Source organism: Methylobacterium sp. HJ2, from assembly GCF_056431005.1.
Map to the genome: position 1 here is coordinate 701,074 of NZ_JBWJYM010000001.1, position 17,845 is coordinate 718,918.

Below are 17,845 nucleotides of genomic sequence, written 5' to 3' on the forward strand. Positions count from 1 at the left end.
GAGCGGGCCCGCGAGGCCGGCGGGATCGGCGCCGGGGCCCGCCTGCGGGCGTCAGGCCCGATGCGCGCCCGCGTCGAGGGGGGCCTCGTCCCGCGCGCCGACGAAGCGCCCGAGCAGCCGGCCGAACAGCGCGCCCAGGCTGTCCACCAGCAGGAACACCGCCGGCACGAAGACCAGGGACAGCATCGTCGAGACGAGGAGACCGGAGATCACCGCGACCGCCATCGGCGCGCGGAACTCGCCGCCGATGCCGAGCGCCATCGCCGAGGGCACCATGCCGGCCGCCATGGCGATGGTCGTCATCACGATCGGCCGCGCGCGCTTGCGGCCGGCATCGACGATCGCGGTCACCCGGTCGACGCCCGCACGCATCTCCTCGACGGCGAAGTCGACCAGCATGATGGCGTTCTTCGTCACCAGCCCCATCAGCATCAGGATGCCGATCACCACCGGCATCGAGATCGGCATGTTGAGGATCAGGAGTCCGAGGATCGCGCCGCCGATCGAGAGCGGCAGCGAGAACAGGATGGTGAGCGGCTGCAGGAAGGAGCCGAACAGCAGCACCAGCACGGCGTAGACCATCATGATGCCGGCGCCCATCGCCATGAGGAAGCCCGAGAAGACCTCGCCCATGATCTCGGCGTCGCCGGTCTGGCTGATGGTGACGCCCGGCGGCAGGTTGCGCGCGGTGGGCGTCTTCAGCGCCTCGGCGATCAGCCCGCCGAGGGCGTCGGAGCCCTCCATGTTGCCCTCGACGGCCACGCGCACCACGCGGTCGTAGCGCTCGATCGCCCCCGGGCCCTGGCCGAGCTCGATGTCGGCCACCGCCGCGAGCGGCACCGCCGCGCCGTTCTTGGCCGGCACCTTCAGGTTCTCCAGGCGCGAGATCGCCCCGCGGGCGCTGTCCGGCAGCTGCACCCGGATCGGGATCTGGCGGTCCTTGGCGTTGAACTTGGCGAGGTTCAGGCCGATGTCGCCGATCGTGCCGACGCGGACCGTCTCGGCGATGGCGTCGGTGGTGACGCCGAGATCGGCCGCCGCGCCGGGCTTGGGGCGGATGCGCACCTCCGTGCGATTGAGCGGCGCCGTCGACATCACCGAGACGAGGTGCGGGATCGCCGCCATGTCGCGCTGCAGGCGGGCCGCCACCTCGGTCACCACGTCGACGTCCGGGCCGCCCACCACGAGGGCGAGGTCGCGCTGGCCGCTGTCGCGCAGGGTCCAGGAGCGGATGTCGGGCTCCTGGGCCAGCAGGGCGGCGATCTCGGTCTCGATCGCCGCCTGCTTGCGCGTCCGCCGGTTCTTCGGCGTCAGGTTGATCGTGAGGGTCGCGAGCCGCGTCTCCTTCTTGCCGCCGACCTGCCGGCCGCCGTCGACGAAGACGGAGACGACCTCGGGCAGGGCGCGGATGCGCGCGACGGCCCGGTCGGACAGGGCCACCGTGTCGGCGAGCTTCGCCCCGGGGGCGAGTTCGAGCATGAACAGGGTCCGGGCGTTGTCCTGCTTGGGCAGGAAGCCCGAGGGCAGCAGGCCGGTCGAGGCGATCGAGCCGGCAAACAGCGCGAGACCGACCACGAGGGTGATCCAGCGGTGGCGGACCGACCACGCCACGAGGCGGGTGTAGGCCCGCATCACCGGCCCCTCGCGCTCCTCGTGATGGCCGTGCTCGCGCAGGAAGTAGGCGGCGAGCATCGGGGTGATCAGCCGGGCGACGAGCAGCGACATGAAGACCGAGACCGCGATGGTCAGGCCGAACTGCATGAAGTAGCGCCCGGCGATGCCGCCCATGAAGGAGACCGGCGCGAACACCGCGATGAGCGTCGCCGTGATGGCGATGACCGCGAGCCCGATCTCGTCGGCGCCCTCGATCGCCGCGCGGTAGGGGGATTTGCCGAGCCGGATGTGCCGGACGATGTTCTCGATCTCCACGATGGCGTCGTCGACCAGGATGCCGGTGACGAGGGTGATGGCGAGCAGGCTGATCCCGTTCAGGGTGAAGCCCATCGCGTCCATCGCCCAGAAGGTCGGAAAGACCGAGAGCGGCAGGGCCACGGCCGAGATCAGGGTGGCGCGCCAGTCGCGCAGGAACAGGAACACCACGAGGACGGCGAGCGCCGCGCCCTCGATCAGGGTGTGCATCGCCGATTCGTAGCTGCCGATCGTCGCCTGGACCGAGGAATCGATCAGCTCGAACTGGATGTCGGGATAGGCCTCCCGGAAGGTGGCGATGCGGGTCTGCACCGCCGCCGCCACCTCGGCGTCGCTGGCGCCCGTGCCGCGCGAGACCGTGAAGGCGACCACCGGCTCGCCGTTGAAGCGCGCGAAGGTGCGCGGCTCCTCGATCGAATCCTCGACGGTGGCGAGATCGTCGAGCCGGACCTTGCGGCCGGCCGGCAGCACGATGGAGGTCGCCTTCAGGTCGCGCACGCTGCGCGAGCCCGCCAGCGTGCGGATCGATTGCTCGCGCCCGCCCACCTCGCCGCGGCCGCCCGCCATGTCGGCGGAGGTGAGGCGCAGCTGCCGGTTCACGTCCGCCGCTGTGATGCCGAGGGCGAGCAGGCGGTCGGGCTGGAGCGTGACCCGGATCTCGCGGGCCACGCCGCCGACGCGCTCGACGCCGCCGACGCCCTTCACGCCCTGGAGCGTGCGCGCGACCTTGTCCTCGACCAACCACGAGAGGTCGGCGGGCGTCATCGCGGGGGAGGTCACGCCGTAGACGAGGATCGGCAGGCCGGCGATCTCGACGCGGCTGATCACCGGCTCGTCGATGGTGCGGGGCAGGTTGATGCGGATCTTCGAGACCGCGTCCTTCACGTCGTTGACGGCGCGGTCTGTGTTCACCTCGAGCCGGAACTCGACCGTGGTGACGGAGGAGCCCTCGGTGATCGCCGAGGTGATGTGCTTGACGCCGCGCACGCCCGCAATCGAGTCCTCGACCCACTTCGTCACCTGGGTCTGCAGCTCGGAGGGCGCCGCGCCGGCCTGGGTGATCGCCACCGAGACGATCGGCACGTCGATATTCGGCATCCGCGTGACCGCGAGGCTGCGGAAGCTGACGAGGCCCAGCACGATCAGCACGAGGAAGAGGACGAGGGGCGCGATCGGCTTGCGGATCGCCCAGGCGGAGACGTTGAGGCGCATCGGGGGATCCGCTGGAGGAGGGGGGAGGGGCCCGGTCAGGGCCCCTCGGCATCCGCGGTGACGCGGGCGGCCGGCGGCGCGGCCGGGGCGGCGAGGACCGGGTGGACGCGGTCGCCGTCGCGCAGGAAGCTGCCGGCCCGGGCGACCACGCGCTCGCCTTCCGCGAGGCCGGCGCGGATCTCGACGTCGTCGTCGTCCGAGAGGCCGGTGCGGACCGGACGGGCCTCCACCGCGTCGTTGACCACCACCAGCACGCTGCTGCGGCTGGCGCCGCCGTAGAGCACGGAGGCCTGCGGCACGGTCACGCCGCGCGTGCGGGCGAGTTCGACGGCGCCGCGCGCGAAGGTGCCGATGCGCAGGCGGGGATCGGGGTCGAGGCGCACCCGGACCTTGCCGAGCCGGGTGGCGCGGTCGACCTCGGGGTAGACCGCGCGCACGCGGCCGCGGATGCGCTCGCCGGCGCCGATCTCAATCCAGGCCGGCGCGCCCTCGCGCAGGAGCGGCAGCTTGGTCTCGATGACCTCGCCCTCCAGCTCGATCTCGCCGCGGGCGATCAGCCGGAACAGCGGCTCGGAGGCCGAGGTCGCGGCCATGCCGACCCGGGCGCTGCGCCGGTTGACGATGCCGTCCTCGGGCGCGCGAATCTCAGTGCGGGCGAGGCGCAGCTCCAGCTCGTCGCGCACGGCCCGGGCCTGGGCGAGATCGGCCTTGGCGATGACGAGGCCGTTGCGGGCGAAGGCGAGCTTGCCCTCGGCCTGCCGCAGGGCGGCGGTGCGGCCCTCCATCACCACGGCCGTGGCGTTCCCGCTCTGGATCAGCTGCTTGGCCCGGTCGTAGGCGAGGCGCGCCTCGGTCTCGCCGGCCTCGGCCTGCTCGATCGTGCTCTGGGCCTGCGGCACCGCGGCGGTCGCCTTGTCCACCAGGGCGTTCTGCTGCGCGAGCTGCCGGTCGATCAGGTCGCGCGACAGGCGCGCCAGGACCTGGCCGCGCATGACCCGCATGCCCTCCTCGGCCAGGACCTCGGTGATGCGGTAGCCCTCGATCTCGGGCGTCACCAGGATCTCGTCGCGCGGCACCAGGGTGCCGGTCACGATCACGCTCTCGGTGATCTCGCGCGTCGCGGCCGCGACCACGCTGACGGTCGGGGCGGCGGGCGTACGGGGGGCCGGGCCGTCGGCCGCCAAGGCCGACGAGGCCGCCGACAGCCCGAGGCCGAGCGCCAGCCCGGTCCGCAGGACGGCCGGGGCGAGGGCCTTGAGGATCGAGGTCATCGGTGCGGTTCCGCGTGTTCGGCGGCGGGTCGGGCGTCCGCGCCCGAATCGAGGAGCGTGTGAAGGTGGGCCGCCGCCGGGGCGATATCGTGGCCGGGCAGCAGCGCGCGGAGCACGAGGGCGCCCTTCATCAGGGCGTTGATCGTGGTGAACAGCTCGGCCGGGTCGCGGCCCGGCGCGATGCCGAGCGCGGTCAGGGTCTCGACGAACCACGCGCGGGCCTCCGCCTCGGTGTGCTCGATCAGGGCGGCGATGTCGGGATTGCGCGTCGCCTCCGACCAGAGATCGACCCGCAGCACCGCCGTCTCGTGGCTGGTCGCCAGGTAGTAGCGGTCGATGATCGCGATCAGGGCGGCGCGGCGGTCGCCCCCGGATTCGCAGGCGCCGACGAGCGTCGCCGCGTCCGCCCGCTCCTGCGCGGCGAGGCCGAGCACCACCGCCTCCTTCGACTCGAAGTAATGGTAGATGTTGCCCGGGCTCATCCCGGCCTCGCGCGCGAGATCCTGCATCGTCGTGCGGTGGAAGCCGTTGCGCACGAAGCAGGCGCGCGCCGCCTCCAGGATCTGCTCCCGCCGCAGAGCCGAAGCCCCCCGCATCTCGACGAGCCTGCCGACCGGTGCGTGCATGCGGTATCTCGCTTCATCCGAATGGACGGCCCGCGGCGCGGCCGGAACCGGTGTGTCCACACCCTATTGAACGTTCATTCACAGGTCAATGAACGTTCATTCAACCGGTTCGGCGTCGGGACGCGTCGCAGGGTCACGGCTTGCCGGACGGTCTTTTCCAGTCGTTCGGACACGGCAAGGGGCCGGGTTTAATCCAGCTTGCGGATGCCCGGCGGGAGAAGGCGGCACTGGACTGTCACGACACCGGTCCTGGCCCCTCGACGATCGGTGTTCATTGTCGCCGCTTCGCATCGGCAACAGCTTGACGGTCTCTGCCGTCTCCATGAATGATGCATTCAGAGTGCCACAACGAAGGGCACGCCGCGCGAGCGGACCGATCCGGAGAGGAAACGATGACCATCATGGTACGCGCGGCCGCCGCCGCGCTGTTGTGCGCTGTCGCGCTCACCCCAGCGAGAGCCGCCGATCCGATCAAGATCGGTCTGAGCGGCCCGTTCACCGGCGGATCCTCCTCGATGGGCGTCTCCATGCGCGACGGCGCCAAGCTCGCCGCCGACGAGATCAACAAGGCCGGCGGCGTCCTCGGCCGTCCGATCCAGCTGATCGAGCGCGACGACGAGGCCAAGAACGAGGTCGGCGCCCAGGTCGCGCAGGAACTCATCAACAAGGAGAAGGTCGTCGCCAGCGTCGGCTTCATCAACACCGGTGTCGCGCTCGCCGCGCAGCGCTTCTACCAGGAAGCCGAGATCCCGGTCTTCAACAACGTCGCCACCGGGACGATCATCACCAACCAGTTCAAGGAGCCGGATTACGACGCGAACTACGTCTTCCGGAATTCCGCCTACGACGTCCTCCAGGCCGGCCTGATGGTCGACGAGGCCCTCGGCCAAGGTCACAAGAAGATCGCCATCCTGGCCGACTCGACGAATTACGGCCAGCTCGGGCGCGAGGACATCGAGAAGTACCTCGCCACGAAGAACGTGAAACCCGTCGCGGTCGAGAAGTTCAACATCAAGGACGTCGACATGACGGCCCAGCTGCTCAAGGCGCAGCAGGCCGGCGCCGAGGTCATCCTCGCCTACGGCATCGGGCCGGAGCTCGCGCAGATCGCCAACGGCATGTCCAAGCTCGGCTGGAAGGTGCCGATGATCACGAGCTGGCCCTCGTCGATGCAGAGCTTCATCGATATCGCCGGCCCGAACGGCAACGGCGTGATCATGCCTCAGACCTTCATCGAGGATCAGACCCTGCCCAAGCGCAAGGCCTTCCTGGAGAACTACTACAAGACCTACGGCGTCACGAAGATTCCGACCCCGGTCGCCGGCGCCCAGGGCTACGACTCGATCTACCTGCTCGCCGCCGCGATCAAGCAGGCCGGCGGCACCGACGGGCCGAAGATCCGCGCCGCCCTGGAGAATCTAAACACCAAGGTCGAGGGCGTGGTCACCACCTACGACAAGCCGTTCTCGGCCAAGGACCACAACGCGATCTCGCGCAACATGGTCGTGTTCGGCAAGGTGCAGGACGGCAAGATCGTCTACGCCAAGTCCGAGGACGCCAAGAACGCCGGCGTCGTGCGCGTGAAGGAGAAGACCTCGAACTGAGGTCTCGCCGAAGCCGATCCCGGGCTGGCCCGGGATCGGCCTGAGGCCCGCGCGACGGCACCCGCGCAGGGTCCGGTCTCGCGTGCCTGCCCGGGCGAATGCCTTCGGCGGACGCGCGTCCGACGTTCCGGGTTCCGGCCGCCGCGAGGCCGCCGCACACCGGACCCACCGGCTCGGCGGATCCACCGCCGGGCCACGCTTACTCCTCCCACGGCGCTCCCATGGCCATCCTGCTCCAGCTCATCGCGTCCGGCATCGCGGTCGGCATGATCTACGCGGCGATCGCGTTCGGCTACCAGCTCACCTTCGCCACGTCGAAGACGCTGAACTTCGGCCAGGGCGAGGCCCTCGCGCTCGGGGCTCTGTTCGGCCTGACCCTCGTGCCGTTCATCGGCTACTGGCTGATGATTCCGCTCGTTCTCGTGTTCGGGTTCGCGCTCGGCGCCGTCGTCGAGCGGCTCGGCGTACGCCCGGCCGTGAAGATCAAATCCGAGTACGGGTGGATCATGGCCACCATCGCGCTGGGCATCATCTTCAAGAACGTCGCGGAGAACATCTGGGGCCGCGACGACCTGAAGTTTCCCTCGCCGCTGCCCGAGCAGGCGATCCAGGTCGGCGGCATCCGGATCCTGCCGATGGAGCTGCTCATCGTCGCGGGCGCCCTCCTGATGATGCTCGCCGTCGAGATCTTCAACCGCAAGTCGATCTGGGGAAAGGCGGTGGTCGCCACCTCCAACGACATCGACGCGGCCGGCCTGATGGGCATCAACACCCAGCGGGTGATCACGCTGTCCTACTCGATCAGCGCCATGACGGCGGCCTTCGCGGGAGTGCTCGTCGCCCCGGTGACGCTGACCGGCGCCACGATGGGCTCGGTCCTCGCGCTCAAGGCGTTCGCGGTGGCGATCATCGGCGGCCTCGAATCCGGCCTCGGCGTGATCGTGGGCGGCCTGATCCTCGGCATCGCGGAGACGCTCACCGGCTTCTACATCTCGACCGGCTACAAGGACGTGCCGGGCCTGATCCTGCTCCTCGTCGTGCTCTCGATCCGGCCCGTCGGCCTGTTCGGCAAGTCGGTCATCAAGAAGGTCTGAGCGTGCCCGCAAGCAACACCCTCACGGCAGCCTGACGCCATGGCCCAGACCCTCGCCCCCGCCGCCCCGGCGCCCGCCTCGGCCCCGAGCCTCGCCCGCCATGCCGGCTTGGCCGGCACGCTGCTGCTGGTGGTCTTCCTGGCCGCCTTCCCGCACGTGGTCACGAGCTCGTACTACATCCACCTGATGATCGTGATCGCGATCTACGCGATCCTGATCCTCGGGCTCGACATCGTCGTCGGCTATACCGGGCAGGTCAGCCTCGGCCATGCCGGCCTGTTCGGCGTCGGCGCCTACGCGGCAGCCGTGCTGTTCCTGCACTTCAAGCTCGGGATCTGGTGGGGGATCCTCGCCGGGATCGGCGTCACCTCGGCCTTCGGCATCCTGCTCGCCGTCCCGGCCCTGCGGGTCACCGGCCCTTACCTCGCGATGGTGACGCTCGCCTTCGGCACCATCGTGCAGATCTTCATCAACGAGCTGACGCCGCTGACCAACGGGCCGCTGGGCATCACCCTGCCGCCGGTCCGCGTGCTCGACTTCTCGCTGCTGGGCCTCCAGGCCCCCTGGGGTGCGGCCGGGCGCAAGCTCGAGTTCTACTATCTCGTCTGCGTCGCGCTGCTCGCCACCATCCTGGTGGTCAACCGGGTCGTGCGCTCGCCCTTCGGCCGCGCCTTCGAGGCCCTGCGCGACTCGCCCATCGCCTGCGACTGCATGGGCGTCAGCGTCTACCGCTACAAGGTCTACGCCTTCGTGATCTCGGCGGCCCTCGCGGGTCTCGCCGGCGCGCTGTTCGCGTGGTCGGAGCGCTACGTGGCGCCCAACTCCTACGGCTTCGAGTTGACCGTGCTGTTCCTGCTCGCGGTGACGATGGGAGGGCGCAAGTCGCGGGCGGGCCCGATCATCGGCTCGGCGATCATCGTGATGATGCCCAACGTGCTGGCCGATATCGAACTCGTGCGCATCATGGCCGGCCTCATCGCGCTCGCCGCGCTCGTCGTGGGCGGACTCGCCTTCCTGCGCCGCCGGCCGGACCGGTTCGCGCTGCTCGTGCCGGTCGGGCTCTGCCTCGCCTTCTTCCCCGCGACCCTGGCCCTGCAATCGGTCACCGACTTCCGCCTGACGGTATTCGGGCTGCTGATCCTGTTCGTGGTGTATTACCTGCCCGACGGCATCGTCGGGTTCGTGCGCGAGAAGATCCCGGCCCTGCGCCCCGTCCACACCGCGGCCGGCAAGGCCCTGCACGCGGAGGGCGCGGCCCTGAGCGCCCAGAGCGGCGGCACCGGCGCCGATCCCCTGCTCTCCGTCGAGAAGGTGCTGATGCAGTTCGGCGGCCTGAAGGCGCTCGCCGGGGTCGATCTCGCGGTGCGGCCCGGGACGATCCACGGGCTGATCGGCCCGAACGGATCGGGCAAGAGCACGATGATGAACGTGCTCACCGGCATCTACAGGCCGACCGACGGGGCCGTCACCCTGGCCCGGGCGGGCGAGACCAAGCGCCTCGACGGGCGCACGCCCGCCGAGATCGCGGCCTCGGGCGTCGCGCGCACCTTCCAGAACGTGCAGCTCTTCCGCGAGATGACGGCGCTGGAGAACGTGCTGGTCGGCCTCCACCACAGCTTCCGCGGCAACCTGTTCGACGCGATCCTCGGCACCCCGCGTCGCGCCCGGGAGGAGCGCGAGCAGCGCGCCCGCGCCATGGCGATCCTCGATTTCGTCGGGCTCGGGTCTCTGGCGCAGGTCGAGGCGCGGAACCTTCCCTACGGCAAGCAGCGCCTCCTCGAGATCGGCCGCGCGCTCGCCCTCGATCCGGTCCTGCTGCTCCTCGACGAGCCCGCCGCGGGCCTGACCGCCCCGGACATCTCCGAGCTGATCACGATCATCCGCAAGATCCGGGATGCGGGCATCACCGTGATCCTGATCGAGCATCACATGGACGTGGTGATGGGCCTGTGCGACCGGGTGAGCGTCCTCGATTTCGGGAACAAGATCGCCGAGGGCAGCGCCCGCGACGTGCAGCAGGATCCCAAGGTGGTCGAGGCCTATCTCGGCAGCCCGGTCGCCGACGAGGAGGTGACCCATGCTTGAGGTCCAGGGTCTGTCCGCCGGCTACGGACAGATCGAGGTGCTGCACGGCCTCGATTTCGCGGTCCCGAAGGGGCAGGTCGTGGCGCTCATCGGCTCGAACGGGGCCGGCAAGACCACGACGATGCGGGCGCTCTCCGGCATGATCCGGCCGCGGGCCGGGTCGATCCGCCTGAACGGCCGCGAGATCGGCGGCCTCGAGAGCTACGACGTCGCCCGGTTCGGCCTCGCCCATTCGCCGGAGGGCCGCCGCGTGTTCCCGACGCTGTCGGTCGAGGACAACCTGACCCTCGGCGCCTTTCCGCGGCTCACCGGCTCGCGCCCCAAGGGCGATGTCGCGGCCGACAGGGACAGGGCCTTCGAGCTGTTCCCCCGCTTGAAGGAGCGGCGCTTGCAGCTCGCCGGCACGCTCTCGGGCGGGGAGCAGCAGATGCTCGCGATGGGCCGGGCCCTGATGCTGCGGCCCGAGATCCTCCTGCTCGACGAGCCCTCGATGGGCCTCGCCCCGAAGCTCGTCGAGGAGGTGTTCCGGATCATCCGTCAGCTCAAGGCCGAGCAGGTGACGATGCTCCTCGTGGAACAGTTCGCGATGGCGGCGCTCGGCGTCGCCGACCACGCCTACGTGCTGGAGAACGGCCGCATTCGCTTCCAGGGCCCGGCGCAACAGCTGCGCAACGACCCGGCGGTCCGCGCGGCCTATCTCGGCGGAAGCCACTGAGCGGGGGCGCGGACCGCATGCACCGGCCAACGCCGCGCAGCAGGTCGTAGCGAGCAGCAGCGCGGCGCCTCCTCGGGCCTGGCGAAGACGCGCTTGAGCGTGTTGGCGCCCCCCCTACAGCCTGCACGATTGTTTCGTTCGGGAGCTGAAGCCGGAAGGCGCCCGATCGATCCCCGTCGCGAGCCGTGCAGGCCGCGGACGGGCCCGACGCCGTGACGGGTCGGCGCAGGCCTCCCGGCGACAGCCCCACCCCGGAGGATGCGGCCACTTTGCGCGGTCCCGTTCCGGGGGAAGGCCCCCGGCGTCGTGCCGCGGTCCGGAGCGTCGGGCGGCTGCGCGACACGGGCCGCCGCGGCAATCGCAATGGCGACGTCCAGCGCTTGCGCATCGCCGGCGGACGTTTCGAGCGGGTGGACGACGGCGCACAGCCCCGGACTCGGCCGGCGAGACCGCACGCCATCCCGCCGGATCGGGCGGAGCTTCCGCCCGCTCCGCGGACGCCCGGCGAGACCAGGGCCCGTCAACCGGCACCGGCGGCGGCCTACTCGCCGGACGACCAAGCGCTAGCTACGGCGGCGATCGCGTGGCTCGCGCGCGCCGTCCGCACGGAGCCGCTCGCCCGATCGTCCGCTCAGGGCATCCGAGACAGCCCAGGGCCCAGCACAGGGATAGCCGTCCGATGGAGTATCTGCACACCATGGTCCGCGTCGCGGACCTCGACCGGGCGCTGGCCTTCTACGTCGACATCTTCGGCCTGAAGGAGGTCCGGCGGATCGACAACGAGAAGGGCCGCTTCACCCTCGTCTTCCTCGCGGCGCCCGGCGACGTCGCCCGCGCGGAGGCGTCGAAATCGCCCCTGGTCGAACTGACCTACAACTGGGATCCCGAGACCTATTCGGGCGGTCGCAATTTCGGCCATCTCGCCTATCAGGTCGATGACATCTACGCCTTCTGCCAGAGGTTGAAGGACGCGGGCGTCACCATCAACCGGCCGCCCCGCGACGGGTACATGGCCTTCGTCAAGTCGCCCGACGGCATCTCCATCGAGATCCTGCAGAAGGGGGGGGCGAAGCCGCCGCAGGAGCCCTGGTCCTCGATGGAGAATACCGGCAGCTGGTAGGCGCCGCTCACGCCGAGGTCGGCGGCGTGATCCCGAGTTCGGCGATCTTGGCGCGCACCGCCTCGATCGGCCGTTTCAGCTTCAGGCTGATCACCGGAACCGGGATGCCCTCGCGGGCGAGCGCCCGCAGGGTCTGCACGGTATCGAGCGTCCAGGTCGTCTCCGTCATGGCGTCCTCCGCGATCGAGGCGCCCGCGGAACCGTCGCCGCGCGGGCTTCATCCTCGGGTCCTGAGGTGTGCCGGACCGGGTGCATCGGCAACGCGGCTGCGCGAAATCCGGGCGTGCCGCGCGGTTGGGCAGTCCGGCCCGTACTCGCTCGTCGCCTTGACGGAGCGCCCGCCGCGGCGCATCCCGGCCGCGGATCAGGCGGCCGGGCGGCCGCTCCGGGCCTCGTGCCCGGGGAGGAAAGTCCGGGCTCCATGGAGAGACGGTGCCGGATAACCTCCGGCGGGGGCGACCCCAGGGACAGTGCCACAGAAAGCAGACCGCCCCGCTTCGGCCTGTGCCGATGCGGGGTCAGGGTGAAAGGGTGCGGTAAGAGCGCACCGCGGACGCGGCAACGCGGACGGCACGGCAAACCCCACCGGGAGCAAAACCGAATAGGGGCGGCGCGCCCCCTCCCGCGCGGAGCGGGGCAGGCCCACTCTCCAGGCCAGTCGCCCGGGTTGGTTGCTCGAGGCGGTCGGCAACGACCGTCCCAGAGGAATGGCTGCCACGTCCGGCGCTCCTTCGGGAGCACCGGGCCCTACAGAACCCGGCTTACAGGCCGCCTGATCCCCCATGTCCCGGCTGCGCCGGACCCTGCGCTGCTGCAATCTTCGCGCGTGGCCCCGGAAGCTTTCGCGCGTGAAAGCGAGGGGGTGTAAAACTCCGAGCCCCGTCAACGGCTTGACGTCATTCGTGCTGCGCCGGGCCGCCTGAAATCTTTCGAGGACCTAACGTTCGATTAACCTTGCTGCGGTCTGATCGCTTCGGGACGCCCGTCAGTCTTGGGTGCGTTGACGATCCTCCGAGGCCCATGTTAACCGGCACCATACCGTCAACGGCGTCATTCGGATCGACGGGCAGCCCCGACCGCCGAGCGGGGATTGCCCGGGCACGCGCGCATTCGCGCGGCCGATCCGTCGGCGCTCCCGCTCACCGGTCGGCGCAGTCGCGGCCGGGCACAGGTGCGTATGACCCGAATGTCCGCAGGCGCCGTTCCGGCCGAACCGCAACGCGTGCCCGTCCGGTGCGCAAGGCGGGGCTTCCCCTTCCGATCCCGGGCTTCCGGTCGATGAGGTCGCCCGCGAACCGGGCCGAGCCCGCATCGCGCGCGCCGGCCTGCGCGCCGCACGTGCCGGTGCTCCTCGACGAGGTGCTCGAGGCGTTGGCGCTGCCCGGGGCCGGCCTCGCCATCGACGGCACCTTCGGCGCCGGGGGCTACACGCGCGCGATGCTGGCCGCCGATCCCGCCCTGCGCGTGGTGGCGATCGACCGGGACCCCACGGCGATCGCGGCCGGCGCCGCGCTCGTCGCGGAAGCGCACGGGCGCCTGCGCCTCCTGCCCGGCTGCTTCGGATCCCTCGATACCCTGCTGGAAGCGGCCGGTGAGACGGCGATCGACCGGGTGGTGCTCGATATCGGCGTCTCCTCGATGCAGCTCGACCAGCCGGAGCGCGGCTTTTCCTTCCGCGGCGACGGCCCCCTCGACATGCGGATGGGTGGCGACGGCCCGAGCGCGGCCGATCTCGTCAACGAGGCGGACGAGGCGGCGCTGGCCGACATCCTCTACCATTACGGCGAGGAGCGCCGCTCGCGCGCGGTGGCCCGCACCCTGATCGAGGCCCGCCGTCGCGGCCGGATCGAGACCACCGCCCAGCTCGCCGACCTCGTGGCCGGCGTCGTCCGCACCGAGCCCGGCAGCGGGATCCACCCGGCGACGCGCACCTTCCAGGGCCTGCGGATCGCCGTGAACGACGAACTCGGCGAGCTGGTGCGGGCGCTGCACGCGGCCGAGCGGGTCCTGAAGCCCGGCGGGCGGCTCGCGGTGGTGACGTTCCATTCGCTCGAGGACCGCATCGTCAAGCAGTTCTTCGCGGCGCGGACAGGCCGGTCCGCGCAGGGCTCCCGGCACCTGCCCGGGGGCGTCGCCGGGCCCGCGCCGGTCCGCAGCTTCCAGGCCGTGACCAAGGGGCCGGTCCTGCCCTCCGAGGCGGAGACGCGGCGCAACCCGCGCGCCCGGTCGGCCAAGCTTCGCGCCGGCGAGCGGACCGACGCGCCGGTGCCGGCGCCGCTGGAGGCGATCCACATGCTCGCGAGCCTGCCCGACCCGCGCGGAGGCGCACGCCGGTGATCCGTCTTCTCAACCTCCTCGCGGTCTGCGGCCTCGTCGCCTCGGCGATCTACGCCTACTCGATCAAGTACGACACGCTCTATCAGGGCGGTCAGGTCTCGAAGCTGAAGAGCGGCCTGCACCAGGAGCGGCAGGCGATCGCCGTGCTGCGCGCCGAATGGCAGCTCCTGACCCGGCCAGACCGCCTCCAGGCGGCGGTGGAGAAGCACCTCGCCCTCGAGCCGATCGGCACGAGCCATCTCGGACGCCTCGCGGATCTGCCCGCCCGGCCCGAGCGCGGCGACGAGATCGGTCGGCTCCTGGCGGCCACCGCCACGCCCAAGGAGAAGGGCGTGCCGGAGCCGCGCACGACCGGATCCCTGACCCGCACCGTCGCCACGACCCGCACCCCGACCACGGCATCGAGGTAATCCGCCCGTGTCCGAAGACGTTTTCCGTACAGATTCTTCGGATGCCGGCGCCGCGGCGCGGGCGGACGGGCCGGCGCACGCCGCGGCGGATGCCGGGCAGAGGGCCGATATCGCGGACGGGCCCGGCGCCTCGCACGCGGCCGGCGCCTCGCACGCGTCCGATCCGTCTCCCGAAGCCGACGCCTCGGACGGGCCCGCACGCCTGCAGGCGGCCGCCGACGCCCTGCAGCGCCCGGTCGCGCCGCCAAGCGGCCGGATCGTGCCTCTGCTGCGCTCCCTGTTCCGCCTCGCGATCGAGCGCTCGCACACCCGCGTCGCGCTCGTCGGGCTCGCCTTCCTCGGCGTGTTCGGCGCCATCAGCCTGCGCCTGCTGTCCATCGCGGTCTTCGGGGCCCCCCCGAGCCAGGACCACCGGGTCGCCGCCGCCGCGACCACCGCGATCCGGCCCGACATCGTCGACCGCAACGGCGAGATCCTGGCGACCGACATCCGCACGGTCTCGGTCTTCGCCGAGCCCCGCAACATCTACGACAAGGACGAGGCGGTCGAGCTGCTCACCGCCGTGCTGCCCGAGCTGAACGCGACGGAGCTGCGCGCCAAGCTCTCGACCAAGAAGGGCTTCGTCTGGGTCAAGCGCGAACTGACGCCCAAGCAGCAGGTCGAGGTCCACCGCCTCGGGATTCCCGGCATCGGCTTCCTGCCGGATCACAAGCGGGTCTACCCGAACGGCATGGCCGCCGCCCACATCCTCGGCGTGACCAACCTCGACAACATCGGCATCGCCGGAATCGAGAAGTACATCGACAACCAGGGCAACGGCGCCCTCAACGAGTTCGGCCTCGTCAACAAGCAGACCGACCTCAAGCCGGTCCAGCTCTCCCTCGACCTGCGCGCGCAATTCGCCGTGCGCGACGAACTGGCCTGGGGCATCGACCACTTCAAGGCCAAGGCCGGCGCCTCGATGATCCTCGACGTGCAGACCGGGGAGGTGATCGCCCTCGTGTCGATGCCGGATTTCGACCCGAACGACCCGAAGGACGCGCTCTCGCCCGACCGCATCAACCGGATGAACGTCGGCGTCTACGAGATGGGCTCGACCTTCAAGGCGATGACCCTCGCCATGGCGCTCGAGTCGGGCAAGTACAACGTCAACTCGACCTTCGACACCCGCGGCGGCGTGCTGAACTGGGGCCGGCAGAAGATCCACGAGTACCACGGCACCAACCGCGTCATCACCATGCCGGAGGTGTTCACGCATTCCTCCAACATCGGCTCGGCCAAGATGGCGCTCGGCGTCGGCGTGCCCGGCCATCGCGCCTTCCTGCGCAAGATGGGCCTGCTCGACCGCCTGCGGACCGAGCTGCCCGAGAGCGCGGCCCCGATCGTCCCGTCGCGCTGGACCGAGATCAACACCATCACCATCGCGTTCGGCCACGGCATCGCCGTCGCGCCGATCCAGGCGGCCTCGGCGGTGGGCGCGATCGTCAACGGCGGCGACCTGATCCGCCCGACCTTCCTCAAGAGCAACACCGACGAGGCGAAGGAGCGCGCCACCCGCGTCCTCTCGCCCGCCACCAGCGAGGCGATGCGCTTCATCATGCGCCTCAACGCCACCGAGGGCTCGGCCAAGAAGGCCGCGATCCCCTACTACTTCGTCGGCGGCAAGACCGGCACGGCCGAGAAGGTGATCGGCGGGCGCTACGTGAAGAACCGCCTGTTCACCACCTTCATGGCCGCAGCGCCCATGGACAAGCCGAAATACCTCTTCGTCACCATCATGGACGAGCCGCAGGGCCTGCCGGAATCCGGCGGCTACGCCACCGCCGCCTGGAACTCGGGCGTGGTCACCGGCCGGGTGATCGAGCGCGTGGCCCCGATCCTCGGCCTGCCGCCGCAATTCGAGCCGCCGGTGAAGCCGTTCCCCCTGATGGTGAAGCTCGGCGCCTATCACGTCGACAAGGTGGCGGGCCCGTGAGCACGCCGCTCGCCGCGCTGTTCCCCGAGGCCGGCGCGGACGCGTCCGGCCTCGCGGCGTCCGACATCACCGCGGATAGCCGCCGGGCCGGGCCCGGCACCGTCTTCGTGGCGGTCCCGGGCACCCGCGCCGACGGGCGGGCCTTCGCGGCGGCGGCGGCCGCCGCGGGTGCGGTCGCGGTGGTCGGGGAGGGGGCGCGGCCCGCCGATCTCCCCCCCGCCACGCCGTGGATCGCCGTCGCCGATGCCCGCCGCGCCCTGGCGCTCGCCGCAGCCGCGCTGCACGGGCCGCAGCCCGGCACCGTGGTGGCGGTGACCGGCACGGCCGGCAAGAGCTCGGTCGCCGACTTCGTGCGCCAGATCCTGACGCGGCTCGGGCACCGCGCCGCGAGCGTCGGCACCGTCGGCATCGTCACCGACCGCGGCGCGCGCTACGGCTCGCTGACCACGCCCGATCCCGTCACCCTGCACCGGACGCTGGCCGAGCTCGCGCGGGAGGGCATCACGGATCTGGCGATCGAGGCCTCGTCGCACGGGATCGAGCAGCGCCGCCTGGACGGCGTGCGCCTCGCGGCGGCGGGCTTCACCAATCTCGGCCGCGACCATCTCGACTACCACCCCGACATCGAATCCTACCTCGCGGCCAAGCTGCGCCTGTTCGACACGCTGCTGCCGCCCGGCTGCCCGGCCGTGGTCAACGCCGACGGCGCCTATGCCGAGCGGGTCGTCGCGACGGCGCGGGCGAGCGACCGCCCGGTCCGCACCACCGGCCGCGCCGGCGCCGAGATCCGTCTCGTCGGGGCCGCGCCGGAGGGCTTCTCCCAGCGCCTCGCACTCGACGGCGCCCACGGCTCGCGCCGCCTGGACCTGCCGCTGGTCGGGGCCTTCCAGGTCGAGAACGCCCTCGTCGCCGCCGGCCTCGTGCTGGAGACGCCGGCGGGCGCCGCCGACCCGGACGGCGTCTTCGCCGCGCTGGAGCATCTCACCGGCGTGCCCGGCCGCATGGAGCGGATCGGCGAGGCCCAGGGCGGGCTCTGCCTCGTGGATTACGCCCACAAGCCCGAGGCGCTGGAGAGCGTGCTCGTGGCGTTGCGCCCCTTCGCCCCCGGCCGCCTCGTGGTGGTGTTCGGCTGCGGCGGCGACCGCGACCGCGGCAAGCGCCCGCTCATGGGCGCCATCGCGGCGCGGCTCGCCGATGCCGTGATCGTCACCGACGACAACCCCCGCAGCGAGGAGCCGGCCGCGATCCGCGCCGCGATCCTGGCGGCCGCGCCGGGGGCCGCCGAGATCGGCGACCGCGCCGAGGCGATCCGCGTCGCGGTCCGCGGCCTCGGGCCCGGCGACGTGCTGGTGGTGGCCGGCAAGGGCCACGAAACCGGCCAGATCGTGGGCGATCGCACCCTCCCGTTCTCCGACCACGACGTGGTCCGCGCCGCGATCGCCGAGGCCGGACGATGAGCGCCGCGCC

Annotated in this window: 13 protein-coding genes and 1 other RNA gene; 10 read left to right on the plus strand and 4 right to left on the minus strand. The window is 71.3% G+C overall.

Annotated elements, in window-relative coordinates; all coding sequences use genetic code 11:
* Positions 1–51 precede the first annotated feature (51 nt).
* From ACS5RC_RS03290 to ACS5RC_RS03300, 3 genes are read right to left on the minus strand one after another with little or no spacing between them, the layout of a single operon-like run.
* Positions 52–3,141 (minus strand): efflux RND transporter permease subunit, encoded by a 3,090-nt coding sequence (locus ACS5RC_RS03290; RefSeq protein WP_478342375.1) that lies wholly within the window; start codon positions 3,139–3,141, stop codon positions 52–54.
* A 35-nt stretch (positions 3,142–3,176) separates the two neighbouring features.
* The gene (locus ACS5RC_RS03295) at positions 3,177–4,412 is read right to left on the minus strand and encodes an efflux RND transporter periplasmic adaptor subunit (RefSeq protein ID WP_478342376.1); all 1,236 of its coding nucleotides are present in this window, start codon (positions 4,410–4,412) and stop codon (positions 3,177–3,179) included.
* On the minus strand, positions 4,409–5,038 hold the full coding sequence (locus tag ACS5RC_RS03300; RefSeq protein ID WP_478342377.1) for a TetR/AcrR family transcriptional regulator: 630 nt from the start codon (positions 5,036–5,038) through the stop codon (positions 4,409–4,411). Before ACS5RC_RS03300 ends, ACS5RC_RS03295 begins: the two co-directional genes overlap by 4 nt.
* A 392-nt stretch (positions 5,039–5,430) precedes the next feature.
* Between ACS5RC_RS03300 and ACS5RC_RS03305 the strand changes: the two genes are divergently transcribed.
* From ACS5RC_RS03305 to ACS5RC_RS03325, 5 genes are all read left to right on the plus strand, one after another.
* Positions 5,431–6,642, plus strand: coding sequence for an ABC transporter substrate-binding protein (locus tag ACS5RC_RS03305; protein WP_478342378.1), 1,212 nt, complete (start codon positions 5,431–5,433; stop codon positions 6,640–6,642).
* 221 nt (positions 6,643–6,863) lie between these two features.
* Entirely contained in the window at positions 6,864–7,736 is an 873-nt protein-coding gene (locus ACS5RC_RS03310) for a branched-chain amino acid ABC transporter permease (RefSeq protein WP_478342379.1), read from the plus strand.
* A gap of 39 nt (positions 7,737–7,775) precedes the next feature.
* On the plus strand, positions 7,776–9,821 hold the full coding sequence (locus ACS5RC_RS03315) for a branched-chain amino acid ABC transporter ATP-binding protein/permease (RefSeq protein WP_478342380.1): 2,046 nt from the start codon (positions 7,776–7,778) through the stop codon (positions 9,819–9,821).
* Complete coding sequence (locus ACS5RC_RS03320; RefSeq protein ID WP_478342381.1) at positions 9,814–10,536, plus strand: ABC transporter ATP-binding protein; 723 nt, start codon at positions 9,814–9,816, stop codon at positions 10,534–10,536. The genes ACS5RC_RS03315 and ACS5RC_RS03320 overlap by 8 nt, the downstream gene beginning before the upstream one ends.
* A 679-nt stretch (positions 10,537–11,215) precedes the next feature.
* Complete coding sequence (locus ACS5RC_RS03325; protein ID WP_478342382.1) at positions 11,216–11,656, plus strand: VOC family protein; 441 nt, start codon at positions 11,216–11,218, stop codon at positions 11,654–11,656.
* Between the two features lie 7 nt (positions 11,657–11,663).
* Here ACS5RC_RS03325 and ACS5RC_RS03330 read toward each other — a convergent pair whose 3' ends face one another.
* Positions 11,664–11,825, minus strand: a complete 162-nt coding sequence (locus tag ACS5RC_RS03330; protein WP_478342383.1) for a hypothetical protein — start codon at positions 11,823–11,825, stop codon at positions 11,664–11,666.
* Positions 11,826–12,020: 195 nt separating this feature from the next.
* Here ACS5RC_RS03330 and rnpB point away from each other — a divergent pair.
* From rnpB to ACS5RC_RS03355, 5 genes are all read left to right on the plus strand, one after another.
* Positions 12,021–12,436, plus strand: an RNA gene (gene rnpB, locus ACS5RC_RS03335) — RNase P RNA component class A.
* Positions 12,437–12,934: 498 nt separating this feature from the next.
* Positions 12,935–13,993 carry a 16S rRNA (cytosine(1402)-N(4))-methyltransferase RsmH gene (gene rsmH, locus ACS5RC_RS03340; RefSeq protein ID WP_478342384.1) on the plus strand — a complete coding sequence of 353 codons (1,059 nt, stop codon included), beginning with the start codon at positions 12,935–12,937 and terminating at the stop codon, positions 13,991–13,993.
* Entirely contained in the window at positions 13,990–14,403 is a 414-nt protein-coding gene (gene ftsL / locus ACS5RC_RS03345) for a cell division protein FtsL (RefSeq protein ID WP_478342385.1), read from the plus strand. The genes rsmH and ftsL overlap by 4 nt, the downstream gene beginning before the upstream one ends.
* 202 nt (positions 14,404–14,605) lie before the next feature.
* Positions 14,606–16,378: a peptidoglycan D,D-transpeptidase FtsI family protein gene (locus ACS5RC_RS03350; protein ID WP_478342658.1), complete on the plus strand. Its 1,773-nt coding sequence runs from the start codon at positions 14,606–14,608 to the stop codon at positions 16,376–16,378.
* Positions 16,375–17,835: a UDP-N-acetylmuramoyl-L-alanyl-D-glutamate--2,6-diaminopimelate ligase gene (locus tag ACS5RC_RS03355; RefSeq protein ID WP_478342386.1), complete on the plus strand. Its 1,461-nt coding sequence runs from the start codon at positions 16,375–16,377 to the stop codon at positions 17,833–17,835. The genes ACS5RC_RS03350 and ACS5RC_RS03355 overlap by 4 nt, the downstream gene beginning before the upstream one ends.
* Positions 17,836–17,845: the final 10 nt, after the last annotated feature.